The 20,140-nt window shown below is 66.8% G+C and carries 17 protein-coding genes and 1 tRNA gene; 9 read left to right on the top strand and 9 right to left on the bottom strand.

Translation table 11 applies throughout. The features are described from left to right. Positions 1 to 21: 21 nt before the first annotated feature. Together ACKY0W_RS08225 and ACKY0W_RS08220 are read right to left on the bottom strand one after the other, a co-directional pair. Positions 22 to 1,443, bottom strand: coding sequence for an amino acid permease (locus tag ACKY0W_RS08225; protein WP_409437142.1), 1,422 nt, complete (start codon positions 1,441 to 1,443; stop codon positions 22 to 24). Between the two features lie 81 nt (positions 1,444 to 1,524). Continuing rightward, positions 1,525 to 2,028, bottom strand: coding sequence for a lipoprotein LpqH (locus ACKY0W_RS08220; RefSeq protein WP_409437141.1), 504 nt, complete (start codon positions 2,026 to 2,028; stop codon positions 1,525 to 1,527). A gap of 251 nt (positions 2,029 to 2,279) precedes the next feature. Here ACKY0W_RS08220 and ACKY0W_RS08215 point away from each other — a divergent pair, with 251 nt between their 5' ends. The 3 genes from ACKY0W_RS08215 to ACKY0W_RS08205 are packed head-to-tail and all read left to right on the top strand — an operon-like array spanning position 2,280 to position 7,059. After that, entirely contained in the window at positions 2,280 to 4,889 is a 2,610-nt protein-coding gene (locus tag ACKY0W_RS08215) for a helix-turn-helix transcriptional regulator (protein WP_409437140.1), read from the top strand. After that, positions 4,889 to 5,731, top strand: a complete 843-nt coding sequence (locus ACKY0W_RS08210) for a carbohydrate ABC transporter permease (RefSeq protein WP_409437139.1) — start codon at positions 4,889 to 4,891, stop codon at positions 5,729 to 5,731. The genes ACKY0W_RS08215 and ACKY0W_RS08210 overlap by 1 nt, the downstream gene beginning before the upstream one ends. Then, a complete protein-coding gene (locus ACKY0W_RS08205) occupies positions 5,728 to 7,059 on the top strand; it encodes an extracellular solute-binding protein (RefSeq protein WP_409437138.1) in 1,332 nt (443 codons plus the stop codon). Before ACKY0W_RS08210 ends, ACKY0W_RS08205 begins: the two co-directional genes overlap by 4 nt. A gap of 61 nt (positions 7,060 to 7,120) precedes the next feature. Here ACKY0W_RS08205 and ACKY0W_RS08200 read toward each other — a convergent pair whose 3' ends face one another. The 3 genes from ACKY0W_RS08200 to ACKY0W_RS08190 form a co-directional block, all read right to left on the bottom strand. After that, positions 7,121 to 7,996: a hypothetical protein gene (locus tag ACKY0W_RS08200; protein WP_409437137.1), complete on the bottom strand. Its 876-nt coding sequence runs from the start codon at positions 7,994 to 7,996 to the stop codon at positions 7,121 to 7,123. Between the two features lie 111 nt (positions 7,997 to 8,107). Beyond that, entirely contained in the window at positions 8,108 to 8,917 is an 810-nt protein-coding gene (locus tag ACKY0W_RS08195; RefSeq protein WP_409437136.1) for a CbiQ family ECF transporter T component, read from the bottom strand. Continuing rightward, positions 8,914 to 10,917 (bottom strand): ATP-binding cassette domain-containing protein, encoded by a 2,004-nt coding sequence (locus ACKY0W_RS08190; RefSeq protein WP_409437691.1) that lies wholly within the window; start codon positions 10,915 to 10,917, stop codon positions 8,914 to 8,916. The genes ACKY0W_RS08195 and ACKY0W_RS08190 overlap by 4 nt, the downstream gene beginning before the upstream one ends. Before the next feature lie 133 nt (positions 10,918 to 11,050). Here ACKY0W_RS08190 and ACKY0W_RS08185 point away from each other — a divergent pair, with 133 nt between their 5' ends. The 3 genes from ACKY0W_RS08185 (at position 11,051) to ACKY0W_RS08175 (ending at position 14,470) form a co-directional block, all read left to right on the top strand. Further along, positions 11,051 to 11,500 carry a MarR family winged helix-turn-helix transcriptional regulator gene (locus ACKY0W_RS08185; protein WP_406758213.1) on the top strand — a complete coding sequence of 150 codons (450 nt, stop codon included), beginning with the start codon at positions 11,051 to 11,053 and terminating at the stop codon, positions 11,498 to 11,500. 377 nt (positions 11,501 to 11,877) lie between these two features. After that, positions 11,878 to 13,686 carry a putative bifunctional diguanylate cyclase/phosphodiesterase gene (locus tag ACKY0W_RS08180; RefSeq protein WP_406758413.1) on the top strand — a complete coding sequence of 603 codons (1,809 nt, stop codon included), beginning with the start codon at positions 11,878 to 11,880 and terminating at the stop codon, positions 13,684 to 13,686. A 418-nt stretch (positions 13,687 to 14,104) separates the two neighbouring features. After that, positions 14,105 to 14,470, top strand: a complete 366-nt coding sequence (locus ACKY0W_RS08175; protein ID WP_406758212.1) for a PAS domain-containing protein — start codon at positions 14,105 to 14,107, stop codon at positions 14,468 to 14,470. 5 nt (positions 14,471 to 14,475) lie between these two features. Here ACKY0W_RS08175 and ACKY0W_RS08170 read toward each other — a convergent pair whose 3' ends face one another. The 3 genes from ACKY0W_RS08170 to ACKY0W_RS08160 form a co-directional block, all read right to left on the bottom strand. Next, positions 14,476 to 15,141: a TetR family transcriptional regulator gene (locus ACKY0W_RS08170; protein ID WP_409437135.1), complete on the bottom strand. Its 666-nt coding sequence runs from the start codon at positions 15,139 to 15,141 to the stop codon at positions 14,476 to 14,478. Next, the gene (locus tag ACKY0W_RS08165; protein WP_406758210.1) at positions 15,141 to 15,833 is read right to left on the bottom strand and encodes a TetR family transcriptional regulator; all 693 of its coding nucleotides are present in this window, start codon (positions 15,831 to 15,833) and stop codon (positions 15,141 to 15,143) included. The genes ACKY0W_RS08170 and ACKY0W_RS08165 overlap by 1 nt, the downstream gene beginning before the upstream one ends. Before the next feature lie 199 nt (positions 15,834 to 16,032). Continuing rightward, a complete protein-coding gene (locus tag ACKY0W_RS08160) occupies positions 16,033 to 17,187 on the bottom strand; it encodes an esterase-like activity of phytase family protein (protein ID WP_409437134.1) in 1,155 nt (384 codons plus the stop codon). Between the two features lie 54 nt (positions 17,188 to 17,241). On the opposite strand from ACKY0W_RS08160, the gene ACKY0W_RS08155 reads away from it, so the two are divergent. Both ACKY0W_RS08155 and ACKY0W_RS08150 read left to right on the top strand, forming a co-directional pair. Next, entirely contained in the window at positions 17,242 to 19,188 is a 1,947-nt protein-coding gene (locus ACKY0W_RS08155) for an acyl-CoA dehydrogenase (RefSeq protein ID WP_409437133.1), read from the top strand. Positions 19,189 to 19,234: 46 nt separating this feature from the next. Beyond that, a complete protein-coding gene (locus tag ACKY0W_RS08150) occupies positions 19,235 to 19,630 on the top strand; it encodes a hypothetical protein (RefSeq protein ID WP_406758624.1) in 396 nt (131 codons plus the stop codon). A gap of 15 nt (positions 19,631 to 19,645) precedes the next feature. Here the strand turns inward: ACKY0W_RS08150 and ACKY0W_RS08145 are convergent. Beyond that, positions 19,646 to 19,721, bottom strand: a tRNA-Asn gene (locus tag ACKY0W_RS08145). A 134-nt stretch (positions 19,722 to 19,855) separates the two neighbouring features. Between ACKY0W_RS08145 and ACKY0W_RS08140 the strand changes: the two genes are divergently transcribed. Beyond that, on the top strand, positions 19,856 to 20,110 hold the full coding sequence (locus ACKY0W_RS08140; protein ID WP_409437132.1) for a hypothetical protein: 255 nt from the start codon (positions 19,856 to 19,858) through the stop codon (positions 20,108 to 20,110). Positions 20,111 to 20,140 lie beyond the last annotated feature (30 nt).

The raw sequence follows: 20,140 nt of genomic DNA, 5'->3' as shown, positions 1-20,140 counted from the left end.
AGTCGTTGCGATGCTTGTGTACTAACCTCCGTTGAGCGCGCTGTGACGGCGACCCCACAGCAGGTAGAAGATCAACGCGATCGCTACCCAGCCGGTGAACACGATCCAGGTGTACCGGTGCAGGCTGCACATGATCCATCCGCAAACCACCACCGACAAGATCGGTGTGATCGGATAGCCGGGCACCTTGAATCCGCGGGGCAGATCCGGTTCCCGGACCCGGAGCACAATCACCGCCACGGACACGACAATGAACGCGGTCAAGGCGCCGATGGAGACCGTTTCGGCCAGACGCTGAAGCGGCACCAGACCGGCGAGGGCCGCCGCCACGACCGCGACGATCATGGTGTTGGTAGCGGGTGTCCGGGTACGCGGGTTGACCTTGGCGAACGTCGCCGGCAGCAGGCCGTCGCGACCCATCGCGAAAAGGATGCGGGTCTGGCAGTACATCGTGACCAAAGTGACAGAGAAGATCGAGATCACCGCGCCCGCGGCCAAGACGGTGCTGCCCAAGCGGTTTCCGGTGATGTGATCCACAATCACGGCCAGGCCCGCGCTTTGCGACTCGAAGTTCTGCCACGGCTGGCTGCCCATCGCGGCCACCGCGACAATCACATAGACACCGGTCACGATCAGCAGTGCCGCGATGATTGCCCGCGGGATCGTGTGCTGCGGGTCTTTGGCCTCCTCGCCGGCGGTGGATACCGCGTCAAGCCCGACGTAGGAGAAGAAGATCGTGCCCGCGGCCCAGCTGATTCCCGAGAATCCAAAAGGGGCGAAGTCAGTGAAGTGGTTCGCTCTGAACGCCGTTGACGCGATCACCGCGAACATCAGCAGCACGCCGAGCTTGATCACCACCATTACGGCATTGACCTTGGCCGATTCGCTGGTGCCGCCGATCAACATAGCCGCACAAATTGTCACCAAGACGATAGCCGGAAGATTGACGAAACCACCTTCGAAATCCCATGGTGCCGATGAAATAGCCTGCGGTACAGCGAATCCGAAGACATTGAGTGACAATTTGTTCAGGTATTGACTCCACCCAACTGCCACCGCGGCGGTGGACACCCCGTATTCGAGCAGGAGGCACGCCCCGACGACGACGGCCATGAATTCACCGAGCGTGGCATAGGAGTATGAGTACGCCGACCCCGAAATTGGCACCGCCGAAGCCAACTCCGCGTAGCAGATCGCGGCCAGACCCGCTGCAGCCCCGGCGACGAGGAATGAAACGACCACTGCCGGGCCGGCTTGCGGCACCGCGACCGGGAAGACAAAGAAGATCCCTGTGCCGACCGTCGAGCCGACGCCGAACATGGTGAGCCGAAAGCCGCCGAGCCTGCGTCGCAGGTGGTTCGTGCCCCCGGTGGCCACCGGTGCACCGTTGACCGGCCGACGCCGCAGCATCTGCCGTGACATGCTGAGCGCCGGCGTTGACATTGGTGCCCCTAGCTGGACGGTTCGTGCCCATCATTGAACACGCCCCGCCCGGCGCAACGGGTTACAACACGACGAACCGGGTTAAGAACAAGTCACGTCGATTTCGAACGGCTTGTTCACCGGCTGCATCGGGTTGGCGGTGTCGATCCCGGTCGCGGTACCGCTGATCTTGTATTCGTTGCCGTCCTTGGTCGCCTTGGCCTCACCCTGACCGGTGCCCGCGGTGTATGCCAGCGTCACCCCGTTGACGTTGCCCAACCCGACCGACTTCACCTCTGGAGGGTTGGCATCGGTCAGCACCGCGGCGATGCCGGTGGCCGCGCCGCCGATCGCGATGTTGACGTCGCCGGCCATCGTCGTGCACACGGTGGTGCCGCTGACGTTCTGGTCCTGGCCGTCGATGGTGACTTTCGTGTTTGCCGCAGCGCCCCCGACGTTCACCGACGCACTGGATCCACTCGAGGAGCTGGCGGAGCTCGAGTGGGATTCGTGGACGCTTTCCGTCTTCTTGTCGCTGGAGCACCCAGACAGACCTACGACCGCGATTGCTGCCGCCGCTGCGGCAACCGTTACTGAACGCTTCACCGGTACTCCTTTGTTGTGGGTGGTCACGTGCCTGGTTTCGTGCTATTTGGTGGGCGCGGGCGGGGGCTGGCGGGCTAGGCTCAATTCCGCATCCTGATCAGATGGCGGTGTGCTGATGCCCGTGGCAGACCGCCCGCCACGCTCATTTGGGAGTGTGCTGGGCGGCCCAACCACGGCGCATCAGGTAATTACCTGATATTTGCTCCGGGATGCACGGTCCCAGACCCGATTCGGGAGGGGGGTTGGCCGTGGTGAGCCGTCTGCTCGAACGCGACACGACGCTGGCCACTCTTCATCGCTGCTATCGGGCCGCCACCCGAGGGCACGGGCAGTTGGTGTTGCTGCGTGGCGAAGCCGGGGCGGGCAAGACCACTCTGATCGCCCAATTTCTCACCACGCTCGATCCGGGCACCCGGCTGCTGCGGGGCTGGTGCGACGGGCTGGCCACCCCTCGGCCCTTAGGCCCATTCATCGACATGCTCACCGGCCTGCCGGCTGATCAGGCAACCTCGATACGCGCCGCCATCGATTCCGGAGACACCGAGGCGATCTATGCCCGACTGGTCGGGGTCGTCGGCGACGGCAACGCATCGGTGTGTGTGATCGAAGACCTGCACTGGGCAGACTGCGCCGCCCTGGATCTGCTGCGTCATCTAGCCCGGCGGATCGACACGATGCCGGTGCTGTTGCTGGCGTCCTATCGCGACGACCAGATCGGCCCGACCCACCCGCTGGCCGTGCTGTTGGGTGATGTGGCGACCTGGGCGACGGTGACGCGCATGACGTTGGACCCGCTCAGCCTCGCGGCGGTCGGCGCATTGACCGCCGGCAGCGGCGTCAACGCCCAAGCGTTGTATCGGCTTACCGAGGGGAACTCGTTTTTCGTAACGGAGATGGTGGCCTCCGGGCCTGATGCGCTGGGCGATGGCGGGCTGCCGTGCAGCATTTCTGAGGCCGTGCGGGGCCGGCTCGCGCGGCTGTCGGCCGCTGGGCGCGAGACCGCGCAGGCGGCAGCGATCTGCGGGCCTCGGGTGCACCCCGCCCTGCTCGAGGCGGTATCGCCTGGTGCGGCAGGCACTCTGAACGAATGCCTCGCCGCCGGGGTGCTGGTAGCCAATGCAGACGCAGTGGGATTCCGCCACGAACTGACCCGCCGCGCCGTCGTCGAACAGATCCCCGACTATCAGCGACGAGTGCTGCACAAGCGAGCGCTGACCGCATTGACCGAACCGCCGATCGACCCAGACACGCTGGCTGCGTTGACCTTCCACGCCGAACAGGCCGGCGACACCGACGCGGTCATCGTCTACGGCCCGGTGGCCGCCGAGCGCGCCGCAGAATTCGGCGCCAATCGGCAGGCCACCGACCTCTATGCGTTGGTGCTGCGCCATGCCGACACCATCCCCGACGAGCAAAGGGTGTTGTGGCTCGAACGGCACGCATTCAGCAGTTATCTGACCGGCCAGGCCGAATCGGCGGCGTTGTCATGGCAAGAAGCGATCGCGCTGCGCAAGCAGTTGGGGGATCCCCACCAAGAGGCTGAGGACCTGCGACGGCTGTCGCACGTCCTGCAGCTGCTGGGACGTCACGCCGAAGCCTCGGCAGCAGCGCACACGTCATTGCGGCTGCTCGAAGGCCTTGGGCCTTCCCCGCAGTTGGCCTGGTCGCTGATCAACATGGCTCATACCGCCGCTCTGGCCCTGGACCCCGCCTGTGCCCGATACGCGGCCCGAGCGAAGGCCCTCGGTGCCCGATTCAGCGACCCTGCCGTGGTAGTCCACGCCCGTGGATATGCGGCGCTCACCACGGTGTTCTGCAGCGACACCGGCTGGGATGAATTCGAGGAGGTGTGGCGAGAAGCGGCCGCGACCCCTGGAACCGAGGAACACAGCGCGATTTTGGGCATTCTCCTCGGCACGTTCGCAGTCGTGCGCGGCGAATTCGGTCGCGCCCAGCGTCACCTTGCCGAAGTTGCGGCCTACCTCGACCACCGCGACCTCGGCATGTTCGAGGCCCTGGTGGTGGGGCTGCAGGCGCTGACCGGCCTGGCGGGCGACGACTGGACGTCTGCCGCGCTGGCGGCCGAGCAGATCCTGACCCAGTCCGAATTGGCCCCGCAACATCGGATCGCGCCGTTGATCACTATCGCCTTGATCCGGGCACGCCGCGGCGAGGAACCGGTTTGGCCGCTGCTCGACGAAGCCCTTGAGTCCGCCACGGGCAGCCTGCTACGCCTGCCTGTTTGCGCCGCGCGTGCCGAGGCCGCTTGGCTCGCCGACGACGACGAGGCGGCCCGCCGCTGCGCGGCCGAAATCCTCACGGTGCCTGGCCCGGCGTACGCGTGGCTCGGGGGCTCCCTGCTGCGCTGGGCTCATCTGGCCGCAGGCGTGTCGGGTGTCGACGTCATCGCTGCCACGCCGTATGAACGTGAGATCAATGGGGATTGGCGCGCGGCGGTACAGGACTGGGTCCTCCGGGGCTGCCCCTACGATGCCGCCATCGCTCAACTCGGCGGTGACGTCGACGCGGTCGAGGCCGCTGTGGGCACCTTCCGCCAATTCGGTGCCCGCTGCGCGGCCCGGCGCGCCAAGCAACGCCTCGCCCAGCTGCGCGGCCGCGATCCCGACCGCCGCCGCAAGGACACCAGCACTGACCCCCGCGGTCTCACCAAGCGCCAACGCGACGTCCTCGAGCTCCTGGCCGCCGGCCACAGCGATGCTGAAATCGCTACCGCGCTCTACATCAGCACCAAAACCGCCAACACCCACGTCTGCGCCATCATGGCTAAACTCGGCGTCCACAACCGCACCCAGGCCGCCGCCTACGCTTACCAAAAAGTCCCCGTGAGCTACCCCAGGTGATGTTGATCAACAACTTGCTTCGTCCGCACAAGCACATTCGCGCCTCGGCGATCTACGCGCTGCTAACGCTCGGCGCCCTCATCACGCTTGCGCCCTTCGGGCTCGGCCTCTTGACGTCGTTCACTCCGGCACGCCAATTCGCCACCGGTACCCCACTGTCCTGGCCCCACCCACCGACGCTGGACAATTACGGCGACCTCGGCGGTGCCGGCTTCGGCCGGGCGGCGGCGGTCACGACGCTGATGACGGCGGTGATCGTGTTGGGACAGCTGAGTTTCTCGGTGCTGGCTGCCTACGCGTTCGCGCGGCTGGAGTTCCCGGGTCGCGACAAATTGTTCTGGGTGTATGTGGCAACCCTGATGGTGCCGGCCACCGTGACCGTGGTGCCGCTGTACCTGATGATGGCGCAGCTGGGTCTACGGAATACGTTCTGGGCGTTGGTGTTGCCGTTCGTGTTCGGTTCCCCGTACGCGATCTTCCTGTTGCGTCAGCATTTCCGCACCGTCCCGAATGATCTGATCAACGCCGCGCGCCTCGACGGAGCGAACACCCTGGACGTGATCGTGCACGTGATGATGCCTGCCAGCAGGCCCATCCTGGTCACCCTCGGGTTGATCACCGTGGTGTCGCAGTGGAACAACTTCATGTGGCCGCTGGTGATCACCAGCGGAGACAAGTGGCGGGTGCTCACCGTGGCGACCGCCGCCCTGCAGTCCCGCTACAACGCGCAATGGACGCTGGTGATGGCGGCAACCACGGTGGCGATGATTCCACTGATCGTGCTGTTCATGGTGTTCCAGCGCCGGATCGTGCAGTCGATCGTCGTCACGGGGATCAAGTGAGCCGGCCGCGGTTCTCCACCCTGTTCGCCGCGGCGGCGGTTGTCCTGGCCGCCCTCTTCGGCGCCGCGGCGGTGCTGCTCGACGGCGCCTCGACCCGGTCGACCGCCGGCACGACGGTGGTGACGGTACGACTGTGGGACGAGCAGGTCGCAACCGCCTACCGGCAGTCGTTCGCCGCGTTCCAACGAGCGCACCCCGAAATCGAGGTACGCGTCAACGTCGTCTCCTACGGGACCTACTTCGACACGTTGCGCACCGATGTCGCCGGTGGCGGCGCCGACGACATCTTCTGGCTCTCCGACGCCTACCTGGCCGGCTACGCCGACAACGGGCGGCTGATGAAGATCGATGCGGCGGGCGCGGATTGGGAACCATCGGTGATCACCCAGTTCACCCGCGACGCGACGCTGTGGGGAGTCCCGCAACTGACCGACGCCGGGATCGCGGTGTACTACAACGCGGATCTGCTAGCCGCTGCCGGGATCGCTTCCGCTCAGCTGGACCAACTGCGCTGGGATCCGCACGGCGCACACGACACGCTGCGCCCGCTGCTGGCCCGGCTCACCCTCGACAGCGCCGGGCGCAGCGCGGGCACCTCGGGCTTTGACGAGCGACGGATCCGGCAGTGGGGTTACAACGCGGCCAATGACCCGCAAGGGATCTATCTGAACTACATCGGCTCGGCCGGCGGGGTGTTCCAGCGTGGCGACGACTTCGCCTTCGACAACCCGGCAGCGGTCGGCGCCTTCGACTACCTGGTGCGGCTGATCAACGGCGACCACGTGGCACCGCCGGCCTCGGAGACCAACACCAACGGCGACTTCTCCCGCAATCAGTTCCTGGCCGGGAAGATGGCGCTGTTTCAGTCGGGCACCTACAACCTGGCGGCCGTTGCCGAGCAGGCCGCGTTCTCCTGGGGTGTGGCGCTGCTGCCTGCCGGGCCGGCCGGACGGGTCAGCGTCACCAATGGGATCGCCGCCGCCGGCAACGCCGCATCGCAGCACCCCGCAGCGGTGCGCGAGGTTCTGGCCTGGCTCGGCAGCCGCGAGGGCAACGCATACCTGGGGCGACAAGGTGCGGCGATACCGGCGGTGCTCAGCGCACAGCGGGTCTACTTCGACTACTGGGCGCGGCGCGGGGTCGACGTCACACCCTTTTTCTCGGTGCTCAACGGGCCCCGCATCCCGGCGCCGGGCGGCGGTGCAGGGTTTCCCGCCGGAAACCAGGCCATCAAGCCCTATTTCGATGAGATGTTCCTCGGCCGCTCCGACGTCAGCACGGCCCTATCCCAAGCGCAGGACGCCGCGAACGTGGCCGCACGCCGGTAACCTCTCCGCGGCCGATCCCCACCCCGCCCGAGATTGCAATCATGCAGGAAAGGCCGCGAAATCACCTGCGTGCCTGCAATCTCGGCGTCAAGGCGCCTTTCCATCCCCGCGATCTCAGCGCACGGTAGACGCGTTCGATCACCTCGGCCGGCCGATCCTCGGCGATCACCTTGATGTTGAGCCAACCCAATTGCGGCAGCTTGCGCTGCCGGCGTTCACCACGGACGTACTCGCGGCGATCGGTACGGTGTTGGTCCCCGTCGTACTCAGCCGCGACGCGAAACTCTTCCCACCCCATGTCGAGCATCGCGAACAGGTGACAGTTGATGTGCACGGGAATCTGCGTCGTAGGCACGGGCAATCCGGCGTCAAGGAGCAGGAGTCGCAACCACGTTTCCTTGGGCGAGGCCGCACCGCCGTCGACGAGCGGCATCAGTTCCCGCAGTTGGCGCAGTCCCCTGGCGCCTGAATAGCGATCGGCGAGCATCAAGACACGCTCGACCGCGAACGGGGTCGCCCGCATCAAGGCGTCCAGCCGCGCGAGGGCCTGCCCGCGCGGTAGGTGGCGTGCCAAGTCAAAAGCGGTACGTGCCGGGGTGGTCACCGGTATGCGCCCGACAAACGTCAGCTCGTCATTGGCGACAGCCTCGTTACGCGTGATCACCCCGCTCGGTGGCCGGCCGTTACGCAGCAGCATCTCGACGCCCGTGTCGTCGCGGACCCAGCACGCGCCGTGCAGCGCGGACGCCGCAACACCGGCGATGACGCCGCGGCGACGCGACCACAGCCAGGCTCCGCCGACGCGGTCCAGTAATGACGGAACCGTCTGGTCGGCGGGAAGGTAGACGTCGGGGAAGATCCGCCGGCACCGGCGTCCCAGTCGATCCCGGGATACTTCGCCCGCAGCGACGGCTTCGCTGCCGAGAAATGCCTTCATGACGCGCAAGGATGCGCGTAGGCACCGACAGCTCCCCGAGATTGCAACCATGCAGGAAAATCCGGCAGGAAACTTGCGTGAGTGCAATCTCGCGGAGGAGGTGGCGCGTCGTCAGACAGCTGTGGGCAACACCGTCAGTTCAAGCGCCACTGCCGTGCCGCACATCACGACCACAATCACCAGGACCGCCAGATCGGCCAACCCCGGCCGCGCCGGCGACGCCGAAATCTGGCCTATGCCACCACGAGCGGTGATCGCGTCCCCCATCTCGTCGGCCCGGCGAAGAGTGACGGTGATGGCCGCGGTGATCAGATCGATGGCCTCACGCGCCCAGCGGCGCCGACGTTGCCGGCGGGTGCGCGGACGGGACCGGGGCCGCAGGCGCCGCGCGGCGTAGAGCACGCGGAACTCATCGACCAGCATCGGAAACGCGCGCAGCGCCAGCGCCACCGTCACCGCCCACTCGTCAACGGGAATCCGAAGCAGCCGAAGCGGTCGCCCCAGAGTGGCCACCGCGGGCGCAATCTCCGCGACATTGGTGGTCCACGACACCAGCGCGCCCAGCCCCAGCAGCACGACAGACAGGGCGGTGATTCGCAGGAAGTACAACAGCCCGCCCAAGCCGGCCGGGTCACCGCCGGACATGGCCGCAGTCCCGCCTCCGACCAACAGCAGCACCCACAGCCAGCGAGGTACCGAAGGCAGCGCGCCCCGAGGGATACGAGCAATCCTGGCCGCGCCGAACACCAACAGCGCCACCGCACCGATCGTTGCCCAGCCGGGATAGAAGGTCAGCAGCACCGAGATCCCGAAGACCACGATCAGCTTCGTCCCGGCCCACAGTCGGTGCACGGCGGAGTCGCCGGGAACCGGCCGCAGCAACACCACCGGCCGAGGGGTGCTGCGCGTCTCCCCCGTCACGCCGCACCTGCCGGCGCCGGCACCAGTACACCGTTGTGCAAGTGCAGGGTTCGCGGGCACAACTCGCCGAGGCCGTCGAAATCGTGCGAGATGACCACCACAGTCAGACCGGTTTCCCGCCGCAGATCCTCCAGCAGTCGCAGCAGGCCGTCCCGGCTGGCGGCGTCGAGGCCGGCCAGCGGCTCATCGAGGATCAACGCTCGAGGAGACCGGACCAACAGGCCCGCCAGCACCAGGCGGCGCATCTGGCCGCCGCTGAGTTGGTCGATGCGCCGGCCAGCCAGCGCCGCGTCGAGCCCGACAGCAGCCAGTGCGGCACTGACCCTGGCATGGTCACGCGGCGAAAAGCCTGCCGCAGAAGCCACTTCCAACCCGACGTAGCTGCGCATCAGCTGCAACCGGGCCGCCTGGAACGACAGCGCCACAGCCCCCACCTGCTGGTCGGCGGGCCGGCCTCCGAGCAGGCAGCTACCGGTGGTCGGGGTCGTCAGGCCGGCCATGATCCACGCCAGGGTGGACTTGCCCGAACCATTGCCGCCATGGATCAACAAACCGTCGCCCTCATCGACGCTGAAGCTGATGTCCCGCAGCGCAGTCTTGGCCCACGGCGTACCGCTGGCGTATTCGTGTCCCACGCCGGACAATTCGAGCACCGGCGGGCCAGTACGTCGGACTGCCTGCCTGCCGGATGCGACGGGCACCTGGGCGGTCTCCACCATGGCGGTGTTGTCACGCGACCCGGACAGGTCGATGGTCCGGTCGGCGCTGCCGGCCTCGTCGTTGTAGTGGGTGATGTGCACCAAGGACGTGCAGCGCCGTTCAGAGCACCCGGCCAGCTCCGACAGCACGCCCAACAGCGCCTCGCGCCCTTGCGGGTCGACCATGCTGGTGACCTCGTCGGCGATCAGCAGCGCGGGCTCGCGGGCCAGCGCCGCCGCCACCGCCAACCGTTGCAGTTCCCCGCCCGACAAGCCGCCGGTATCGCGTTCGGCGAACCCCATCAGGCCGACCTCGCCGAGAAGCCGGTCGACATCGATGCTGGTACCCGGCGGCAGGCCCCACACCACGTCGTCGGCGACCCGGGTGCCCAGAACCTGGCTCTCTGGATGCTGCATGACCACCGCGGTGCCCCCGGGCGCACCGAGCCCCACCGCGCCGGGACGCTCAACGGTGCCCCCCGTGGGCGACCTCCCGGCCAGCAACAGCATCAAGGTGGTCTTGCCCGACCCGTTCGCACCGGTGATCGCGACGTGCTCGCCTGCGGCTACTTGCAGGCTTACCGGCCCCAGGGCGTCATGGTCGGACTGCGGATAGCGGAACCGCACCTGATCCAGCCGGACCGGGACCGGCGCCACCGGGCCGGCCTCGACCGGCAGGTCGAGTTTGTGTACGTCGGGCACCCCGCGGAGCCGGTCGAGCACCCGCGACAACGCCCACCACCCGAGCAGCGACACGATCATGACGCCGATGGTCATCTGGGCCAGGATGAGCCACTGCCAGTAGTGCAGCAGCGCACCGAGAAATCCGTTCAGATCCTGGGCGACCTGCTGGAATTCCGGCAGCGGGATGCGCGACAGGCCTGCCGCGACGCCGTGCACATTGGCGGTGATCGCGTCGAAGATCAGGTGTCGCAGCCGCGACAACACGGTCAATGCCAGCACCATGGCGGTGCCGAAGATGCCGCCGGCAACAGCGGAGGCCACGATCACGGTGGGCAAGCCACGGCGATGGCGCTTGATGACGCCGGTCAACCCGCCGATGTAGGCGCTGTTGACCACAGTCATGAAGCCGCCCATGCCGGCGATCAGGAATGCGATGATCGCGGCGGCGACCGTGGCGGCGATCAACACGCGGATCCGGTAGCGGTAGGCCAGAAGTCCCATCGGGACGGTGCCGAGCAGCGACAAGCCAGCGGCGAAGGGCACCACGACCGCGATGATCGCGGTCGCCGCACACAGTGCCGCCATCACGGCGGCCTGTGCGATCTCGACGGGCTGCATGGACCGCGCCCGGACTCGGTTAACGCCCTGGCCGGTCTTGGTCACCCGTCGATTCTGCCAGTCGCTCGGAGCGCCCCACGCTGAGCGGACCAAGCTGGTCCACTTTCGTTCACGGTTGTGAAATACTTGCCCGATGGTAGCCCCCGTCGAAGTCAGCCTTGGCGCCGATTTGCTCTGCGTTGTCTCCCGGCTCAACCGGCTCGCTACCCAGCGAGTGGCGCTGCCCATCCCGGGAGCACAGGCTCGACTTTTGTCCACTATCGAGGACCTGGATGTGGCCCGGATCTCCGACCTGGCGGCGGTGGACCACTGCTCCCAACCGACGATGACGACCCAGGTGCGCCGACTCGAGGACGCGGGTCTGACCACACGCACCCCCGACCCGCTCGACGCCCGCGCCGTCTTGATCCGGATCACCGACAAGGGCGTCGAGACCATGGCGCGAGTCCGCCAGGACCGGGCGGCGGCGCTCGACCCGGAACTGGACCGGCTGTCTGACGAAGACCGCCGGACGCTCGCCGACGCGGTTGAGGTCCTGCACCGATTCCTGGCCGAGGCCGCCCCGACCCGACCGGTGCGCTAGCGCCATCGGACAGCGCCGATCGCAAGCGCGGCGGAGCCGGGTGCAGCGGGTCGGCGCCATCGGACAGCGCCGATCGCAAGCGCGGCGGAGCCGGGTGCAGCGGGTCGGCGCCATCGGACACCGCCGATCGCAAGCGCGGCGGAGCCGGGTGCAGCGGGTCGGCGCCGTCGGACACCGCCGATCGCTCTAGCAGCCGCAATTCGGCTGAGAAGTTTCCAGCTTGACGGCCTTTTCGAATATGCTCGACAGCGGCATCGGCCCGAAGCGATCCTAGGCCTCCTGCGGCCCGTCGGCTCGCCCACTGGGCTGCCGGTCTTCGGGGGAAGGACATCGTGGCGGATAGATTGGCGCTGGTCACCTCGATCGCCGCCCAACTGATGGCCACCACACCATCGACGGCTGCCGCGGTCAGCGAACGCGTGCTGCAGACGCTGGTGGAGCAGCTCAACGTCGATGCCGGATTCCTTCGCCACAACGATCACGAGATCAGGGCCTCCAAGCTGGTGGCCGAATGGCCGCCGCGCACCGACGCCCCGGAGCCCGACCCTTTGGCGGTCGTCTCCTTCACCACCGCCGACCCGGTCTTCACCACCTGCGCGCACGGCAAGCGGGTCGCAGTCATCCGGCCGGAGCCGGACGAGTCCGGCTATGTGCGCCAGATGGCGATGGACCATGCCATCGAATCGCTGTCGGTGGCCACCGCACCGCTGATCTCCGGCCCGGTGACGATCGGCATGCTCGGCCTGGTCAAGTTCCGCCGACCCAAGTGGCGGCCCGAAGAACTCAACACGATCGAGGCGATCGCATCGCTGTTCGCGCAGCTGCAGGCCCGCGTCGCGGCCGAGGAACGGCTGCGCTATCTGGCCGATCACGACGACCTGACCGGTCTGCACAATCGTCGTGCGCTGGTTGCGCACCTGTCCGAGCGACTCGTCGCCGGCAACCCCGGACCGGTCGGTGTGTTCTACATCGACCTCGACCGGCTCAAGCCGATCAACGACTATCTCGGTCACGCCGCCGGTGACTGGTTCATTCAGGACTTCGCCCGGCGGCTGCGCGCGTACGCCGGGAACCGGACGATGGCGGCCCGGATCGGCGGGGACGAGTTCGTCGTCATCCCGGACTGGCCGATGTCGATGGCCAGCGCCGAGACGTTCGCCGACCGGCTGCAAGGGGCACTGCGCGAACGGGTGGAGATCCAGGGCCACACGGTCAACAGCACGGTCAGCGTGGGCGTGACGGTGGGGCTGCCCGGCGAGGACACCAGCGCCGGCCTGCTGCACCGCGCCGACGAGGCCGTCCTGGCCGCGAAACGCGGCGGCGGCAACCAGACCGTCAGTTCCACCGACGACATGTCGCTGAAGAGCTTGTTCCGCAAGGACATCGAACTGCACATGCAGGGCAAGATCGACGATGAGTCGTTGCTGTTGTACTACCAGCCCGAGGTCGATCTGTGGAGCGGCGCCATCGTCGCGGTGGAAGCGTTGGTCCGCTGGCGACATCCCACCCGCGGGTTGCTATTGCCGAGTTCATTCATCAGCATCGCCGAATCCGCCAACCTGGCTGATGATCTGGGCCGCTGGGTGATGCGCACCGCGTGCGCGGAATTCAGTCAATGGCAGGCCAACGGCGTCCGGACCAACGCCACCTTGCGCGTCAACGTCTCGCCGGTCCAGTTGGCCGCCCGCGGTTTCGTCCAGAACGTGGTCGAGACCATCCACGAATTCGGCCTACGCCCCGGCTCGCTGTGTCTGGAGATCACCGAGCGGGCGGTGGTGCAGAACATCGAAAGCACCCGTCGCACCCTGGCGGAACTGCGCGAAGCCGGGGTGCAGATCGCGATCGACGACTTCGGCACCGGCTATGCCGTCCTGTCACACCTGAAGGATCTGCCGGTCGACACCCTGAAGATCGACACCGTGTTCGTCCGGGAATTGGGCGTCAACCCGGGTGATCTCGCGATCGTCCGAGCAATCATCGCCCTGGCCGAGGCGTTCGGCCTGCAGGTGGTCGCCGAAGGCGTGGAAACCTCAGCGGCCGCGCTCACCTTGATGCGGCACGGCTGTCACCGCGCGCAGGGATTCCTGTTCTCCCGCCCGGTGCCGGGTCCCGCCGCCGAAGCAATGCTGGCGTCACGCTGGATGGCGATGCCCTTCCTGGCCGACAGCCAGGCTTTGGTGATCTGACAAGAACATCGCCCGGTAGAAAGCGGCACACAACCGCACCCCCGGCTGCCTGCCGGCGAGCGCTGCGGTCGGTGCGGTGCACCAACGCGGCTCGGCATGCGGCGGCAAGTGGCGATGCGGACCCCTCAAGGTGCCCCGGGCGAAGCTTTGGGAGGAACTCACCGGCGCCGGCCCCGGCGCACGCCGCAGCGTGCCCGATCCGTACAAACCCGTCCCTCGCATAACCGGAGATAGTACATACCTTTTGGATGGTGTTCAATCCATACAAGACTGTGCGTCAAGTCACGTTGATACCCTAGTTGTTGCCGGCGCCGCTCTCAGCACGCGGCGGCGGCGAACAACGCCCGCGGTACCGGCGGTGGCCGTCATAATCAGACCTATGGAGCGACGGCGGAACACGCAAACCCCTCTGGCACCGATGGATACTCTGCGGCAGCTGCCGGCCCTGGTCGCTCTCGAGCGGATCCCGGTTCCGGTGCTCGCGATCGCCGATGACGGCACCATCTTGTTCGCCAACACCGGGTTCGCCGCCATGCTGGGCTACACCCAGGAAGAGGTGCTGGCCCTGGAGTTCCGACAGATCTTCGGTCAGGTTCCGCCTGCTGAGGAGTCGGCGCTGTCAGTGATGCACTCCCTGGCCAATCTCGTTGTTTCCCTGGAACATCGGGACGGCTCGACGGTGCGCGCCTTGATGAGCAAGTCAGCGCTCGAACGTGCCGACGACCGGGTTGCGCTCGCGACGTTCCAAGACCTCACCGAGCAACTGTGGCTGGAGGAGCGCTAGCGCCGTCAGGGTTCGACGACTGATCTGCCGTCACTGCCGTTCTGATAGCGCAGCGCGTCGCGGGCCAGGAACTGCCTAAAATACGGCAGCGAGTCGGCCACCACGATCGCGGGCAGCAGCGTCTCCCACATCCGGGTGACCCGGCCGATGCTGTCACCTGCGTAGTGCGTCATCAGCCACGTCCCGAGCATCGCCGAGGTGATTGACTCGGCAACCTGGCGGGCATCGAGTTCCTCGCACAGGTCGCCCTCGGCGATTGCGCGCGCGGTCTGATCGGCAACGGCGTCCGCCCATTCACCGCCGACCTCAGCCCCCAACTCGTTGGATTCGGCCAGCGCGAAGACCAGGTGACCCGCAGCGCGCGCCTCCTTGTCGACGGACAGCACCTCGGTGACCGCGAACATGCCGTGGATCATCCCCTCCAGTGCGGGCGAAGACGGCTGGCACATGCTCCGGAATGTGGTCAAAACGGTGGCGAAACCGCCCTCGATGATGGCCGTGACCAACGAGTCCATCGAGTCGAAATGGTGGTAGAGCGCTCCCTTGGTCACCCCGGCCCGCTCGATGATCGCGGTTCGCCCGGCGGCGACGTAGCCGGCCTCGCCGAATACGTCGATGGCCGCGTCGAGCAGCTTGCGTCGGGTCGCCTCGGACCGGACCTGGCGCGCCATCAGCCGACCTCGCTGTCGGGTGCTGCTGACTTCGCTCCCGCCGACGTGGTCTTGACTGCCAACGCAGTACGGCGCCGCACAAACTGAACGAAATAGTCGATGCGATCGGCAGGCACCACACTGGGCAGCACAACCGACCAGATCCGCTCCAGCTCCCGCAGAAACTGTTCGGGCTCATCGAGATTGCCCGCCTGCCGCAAACCCAGGTACAGCGCCACCATCATCCGGGCCACATCCTGCGGGTCGCGGTCGAGGACGTCCCCTTCGGCGATAGCCCGCTCGGTCACCACGCTCAACGCCTGAATCGCGTTGTTGAGCACGGTGGCCTGCAGCCCCTCAGCACCGCCGACCACGGGGAGCAGATGCAGCATCGCCCGGGCACTGTCACTGGTGAGGTCCTCGACCGCCATGAGGTAGCCCACGTCCAGCATCGTCTCCAGGCCGGAAAGCTTGCGGTCCACCAATCCCCGGATCGCAGTGCCGGTCCTCGCGAGTTGTTCGTCGATGACAGCCAAGGCAAGCGCATGCTTAGATCGGAAATGGAAATACATCGCGCCCTTGGTCAATTCCGCTTCAGACAGAATGTCGTCCAGGCCGACGTCGTGAAAGGGCCGCTGGGCGAACTGATGCGCAGCGGCACGGATGATCTGCTGGCGCGTCGCATCGGCACGCCGGTCGGTCGACTCAGCCAACGCGTGATCTCAGCCTCGTCGCTGACCAGCAGTCGTACCACACCCGGGTTACGGTATCAGTCGAATGATGAAGGTGACTCATTTCTATACTTGAAATCGTCATTCACCTCCGATGACATTCCGAAGACGTCAATTCCGCGGCGCCAGATTGCATTCGGTCTGCGTGGGACTGTCGCGTCGGCGATGACCGTTGTCCGAGCTAGCCGGCGGGCATGGCGAAGGCGACGAACTGGGTCACCTCGCGCGGCGAGAAGTTGTCGTCGCTGACCAGTACCACCGTCTGCCGGCCATCGGACAGACGCGGACCCAGCGTCAGCCCCTCGATGTTGTCCAGCGGGTCCAGCCCGGGCGTGTTGGACAGGTCGGCCAACAATGTCTTGGCCATCGGAGTCACGGCCACGCCGGCGAGCGCCGGCATACCGAGCACATCGGTGGCGCCGGCGATCTCGGCGCGAAACAGCCGCACCGTCGGACGATCGCTGAAAGCACGCTCGATCACCAGGAACGCGGTGTCCGACAGTGCCACCAGGTCGGTGAGACCGTTGGTTTCGGCCGCTCCGGTGGCGGGCTCCAGCGGGTAGGCGTACTGAGCGACCGGTGCGCCAGGGCCCGCGTCGGAATCGAGCCGGTAGGCGGTGACGCGAGTCAGCGCGCCGTGGACGCGATCCGGCAGCGGTCCGTCGTCGTAGCCCGGGCCTTCCATAGCGGCGAACAGCATCCGCCCGTCGGCGGTCAGCGTCAGGCCTTCGAGGGTGGTGTTGCGGCGCGGCCCCGTGTCCTGTGCGGACATCGTCAGCTGCGGCGGCATGGTGAACTGGCCGAGGTAGCTGCCGTCGAGCCCGGCGGTCCGCACCCACGGGTCGGCCAGCACCGCACCGCGCGGGCCGTCGGTTCGCCGCTCCCCCTCCGACGACCAATACAACCGCTGCCGGCCGGAATCGAAGGCGATGCCTTCGGGGTCGGGCGGGATGACCGGCGGCGTTGCGTCGAAGGCCTGGGGCCCAAACGGGCGCCCGCCCTCGTCCAGCAGCGGATGCATGGCGCTGATCGCCACGTCATCGACGCCGCGGTCGGACACCGCCAGCCGCACGGTGTAGAAGCGGGCCGGCCCTTTGGCCGAACGATCGTCGCTGATCACGTAGTAGCAGTCGCGGCCGGGGTCGTAGCTGATTCCGGACAGGCCGCCCACGACGGTTCCGGCGAACGTGCTGTTCGAGGCCAGTTGAACTTGGCCGAGGTACTGCAGTCCGGTGGTCGCCGCCGGGGTATCGCACGGTGCGCAGCCGCCAAGCGCGGCGCCGCCGGCAAGCAGCACACCGCACAGCGCCGGCAGCCGGCTGCGCTTCGGACCCACATCCGTAATCTAAACCCGGTTTACCGGCGGCCCCGGCTGGATACGGTGGGTGAGGTGACCACTTCCGATGCCCTGCGTGACACTTTGGACGGCCGCTGGCGGACGGTGAAAAACCAGGTCCGGGCCACTCTGTGCGATGAGAAGTTCCGTCCGCACTACACGCCGAACACGGCGATCGCCCGAGCCAAAGTCGCCGAGCAGCTCAAGATCATGGCCGGATCCGGCGTCGCGGCCGACAGTTTCCGCAAGGAACACGGCGGCACCGGCGATGTCGGCGCGGCAATCACCATGATCGAGATGCTGGCGATGTCGGATCTGTCGCTGATGGTCAAGGCCGGAGTCCAGTGGGGGCTGTTCGGCGGAGCCGTGGAGAACCTCGGCACCGAGCGCCACCATCGCGCCTACGTCGAGAAGGTCATCGACCTCGACCTCCTCGGGTGCTTCGCGATGACCGAGACCGGCCACGGCAGCGACGTGCAGTCACTGGAGACCACCGCCACCTACGACCCCGCCACACAGGAATTCGTCATTGACTCCGCCACCGGCTCCGCCCGCAAGGACTACATCGGCGGTGCTGCCGAAACCGCGGCCGTCGCAGCGGTTTTCGCCCAGCTCATCACAGGCAACGAGAACCACGGCGTGCACTGCTTCCTGGTGCCGATCCGCGACGCGCAGGGCAACGATCTGCCCGGTGTCACCACTTCGGACTGCCACTACAAGGGTGGCCTACCCGGGGTGGACAACGGGCGCATTGTCTTCAACCACGTCCGGGTCCCCCGGGAGAACCTGCTGAATCGCTACGGCGAGGTGGATCCCGACGGCAACTATCGGTCGCCGATCGAGAGCGACGGTCGGCGGTTCTTCACCATGATCGGCACCCTGATCCGCGGGCGGGTCTCGGTGGGCGGCAGCGCAGGCGCGGCCGCCCGGGTCGCACTGGATATCGCCACCCGATATGCGTTGCAGCGCAGGCAGTTCAGCGCTCCGAGCGACGACGGAGCCGAACGCGAGGTGCTGATCATGGATTATCTGGTGCACCAACGCCGGCTCTTCCCGCTCATTGCCCGCTCCTATGCGCTGCAGTTCGCCCAGAACGAGCTGGTGGGCCGCTGCCACGATCTGCAGACCGCGGATGAGCCCGACGCCGAGGAACAGCGTGAGCTGGAGGCACGAGCCGCCGGACTGAAAGCAGCCAACACCTGGCACGCCTCCCGCGCCATCCAGGAGGCGCGAGAGGCCTGCGGCGGCGCCGGGTACATGGCCGAGAATCGGCTGATCGCCCTGCGCGCCGACATCGACGTGTTCACCACCTTCGAGGGCGACAACCACGTGCTGACGCAACTGGTGGCCAAGCAGCTGCTGACCACGTACGCCGATGACATCGCCGATATGAGTCCGGTCGGGTGGGTGCGGTTCGCGGCCGAAGCCGTCGGGGATCGGGTGCTCAAACGCACTGCGGCCGAGACGATCATCCAGACCATCGTGGACGCCAGGCAGGACAGTGAGGAGGAGGGCAGCCTGTTCAACCGGGGCACCCAGGTGCACATGTTCGAAGACCGCGAGGAGTATCTGCTGACCTCGGTGGCACGGCGGCTCAGAGGCAAGGCCCAGGACATGAGCGACTTCGACGCCTTCAACGCGGTCCAGGACCACATGCTGCATGCGGCCACCGCCCACATCGACCGAGTCGTGTTGGAGGCGTTCGTCGCCGGAATCGACTCCTGCCAGGATCCCGAGGCCCGCGATCTGCTGGAGCTGGTGTGCGACCTGTACGCGCTCAGCGTCATCGAGGACGACAAGGCCTGGTACATCGAGCACCGGTATCTGTCCACCGATCGGGCCAAGGCGGTCACCCGCGGGATCAACGACCGGTGCCGAAAGTTGCGCCCACACGCGCAGACCCTGATCGACGGGTTCGGCATCCCCGAACAACTGCGGTACGCCGAAATGCTGCATCCGGAACACTTGTCCCTACGGCCCGCCGGTGCGTCCTCCAGGTAGCCGCTTAGGCTGTCTGGACCCCAGACCGAACAAAGGAGTACCTCTCATGGCGTGGTTCCTCGCCCTGAATGCCACCCCCACCAAAGGCGTGCAAGCGCCTACCTACGAGCTGCACGAGACCGCCGATCTCGAGCGGATCACCGAGGAGATGGCCACCTTCGCGGCCACCGACCGGGCTGTAGCGGTTCCGGCCGTCTTCAACAACGGCCGCCAGCAGGTCACCGTGTATGTGCGTCCGGCCGCTTGGGGCGCGTGGGCGATCTACGAGCTCAGCGAAGAAGAACGCCGCGAGATGATGGCCAACAACCCGCTGGTCAACGCGCTCGCCCAGGCCCGTGCCGCAAAGCAGCAGGGAGCGCAGCAACAACAGGTTCCTGGGATGTTCGCACCGCAGCAGCCGCCTTCGCAGGCGGGTCCGTCAGTGATTCCCCGGCTGGACTAACGCCGGTTTCAAACGTGGCTCCCCCGGGTGGACTCGAACCACCAACCCTCCGGTTAACAGCCGAATGCTCTGCCAATTGAGCTACAGGGGATTGCTGTCCTCGCGGACTTGCAAGACTCTAGCGCATACCCAAATCACCGCCGTGCAACGGGGGTCGCACCCGGCCCCCGTTGCACCGCGTGAGGCAGGATGGAAGCACTGCATCGACTGTTCTAAGGGGCCGCATTGATCGGGTATGTCGTGGTGATGGGGGTCGGCTACGTGATGGGCACCAAAGCCGGCCGCCGCCGCTACGAGCAGATTGTCGGCACCTACCACGCGGTGACCAGTAGTCCGGTCGCCAAGGCGCTGATCGACAAGGGACGGCGCAGCATCGCCGACCGGATTCATCCCGATCCGACGATGGTGACGCTGACCGAACTCGAGGACGGCATCACGGTGGTACGGCCGGAAGAAGCGGACGACGACCCACAGCGGTGAGCCGTCAGCGCGCCGGGGCACGCACCGCCA

Origin of the sequence: Mycobacterium sp. SMC-14, assembly GCF_046250075.1 — a bacterium.
In the GTDB taxonomy this organism is placed as follows: Bacteria; Actinomycetota; Actinomycetes; order Mycobacteriales; family Mycobacteriaceae; genus Mycobacterium.
Note: the sequence above shows the minus strand (reverse complement) of the source record. Positions and strands in the feature narration are given on the sequence as shown.

What these genes read in the sequence shown, in the direction of transcription:
- ACKY0W_RS08225 (WP_409437142.1), bottom strand. Translation starts at nt 1,443, where the DNA reads ATGTCAACGCCGGCGCTCAGCATGTCACGGCAGATGCTGCGGCGTCGG.
- ACKY0W_RS08210 (WP_409437139.1), top strand. Translation starts at nt 4,889, where the DNA reads ATGTTGATCAACAACTTGCTTCGTCCGCACAAGCACATTCGCGCCTCG.
- ACKY0W_RS08200 (WP_409437137.1), bottom strand. Translation starts at nt 7,996, where the DNA reads ATGAAGGCATTTCTCGGCAGCGAAGCCGTCGCTGCGGGCGAAGTATCC.
- ACKY0W_RS08190 (WP_409437691.1), bottom strand. Translation starts at nt 10,917, where the DNA reads ATGCAGCCCGTCGAGATCGCACAGGCCGCCGTGATGGCGGCACTGTGT.
- ACKY0W_RS08185 (WP_406758213.1), top strand. Translation starts at nt 11,051, where the DNA reads ATGGTAGCCCCCGTCGAAGTCAGCCTTGGCGCCGATTTGCTCTGCGTT.
- ACKY0W_RS08180 (WP_406758413.1), top strand. Translation starts at nt 11,878, where the DNA reads ATGGCCACCACACCATCGACGGCTGCCGCGGTCAGCGAACGCGTGCTG.
- ACKY0W_RS08175 (WP_406758212.1), top strand. Translation starts at nt 14,105, where the DNA reads ATGGATACTCTGCGGCAGCTGCCGGCCCTGGTCGCTCTCGAGCGGATC.
- ACKY0W_RS08170 (WP_409437135.1), bottom strand. Translation starts at nt 15,141, where the DNA reads ATGGCGCGCCAGGTCCGGTCCGAGGCGACCCGACGCAAGCTGCTCGAC.
- ACKY0W_RS08150 (WP_406758624.1), top strand. Translation starts at nt 19,235, where the DNA reads ATGGCGTGGTTCCTCGCCCTGAATGCCACCCCCACCAAAGGCGTGCAA.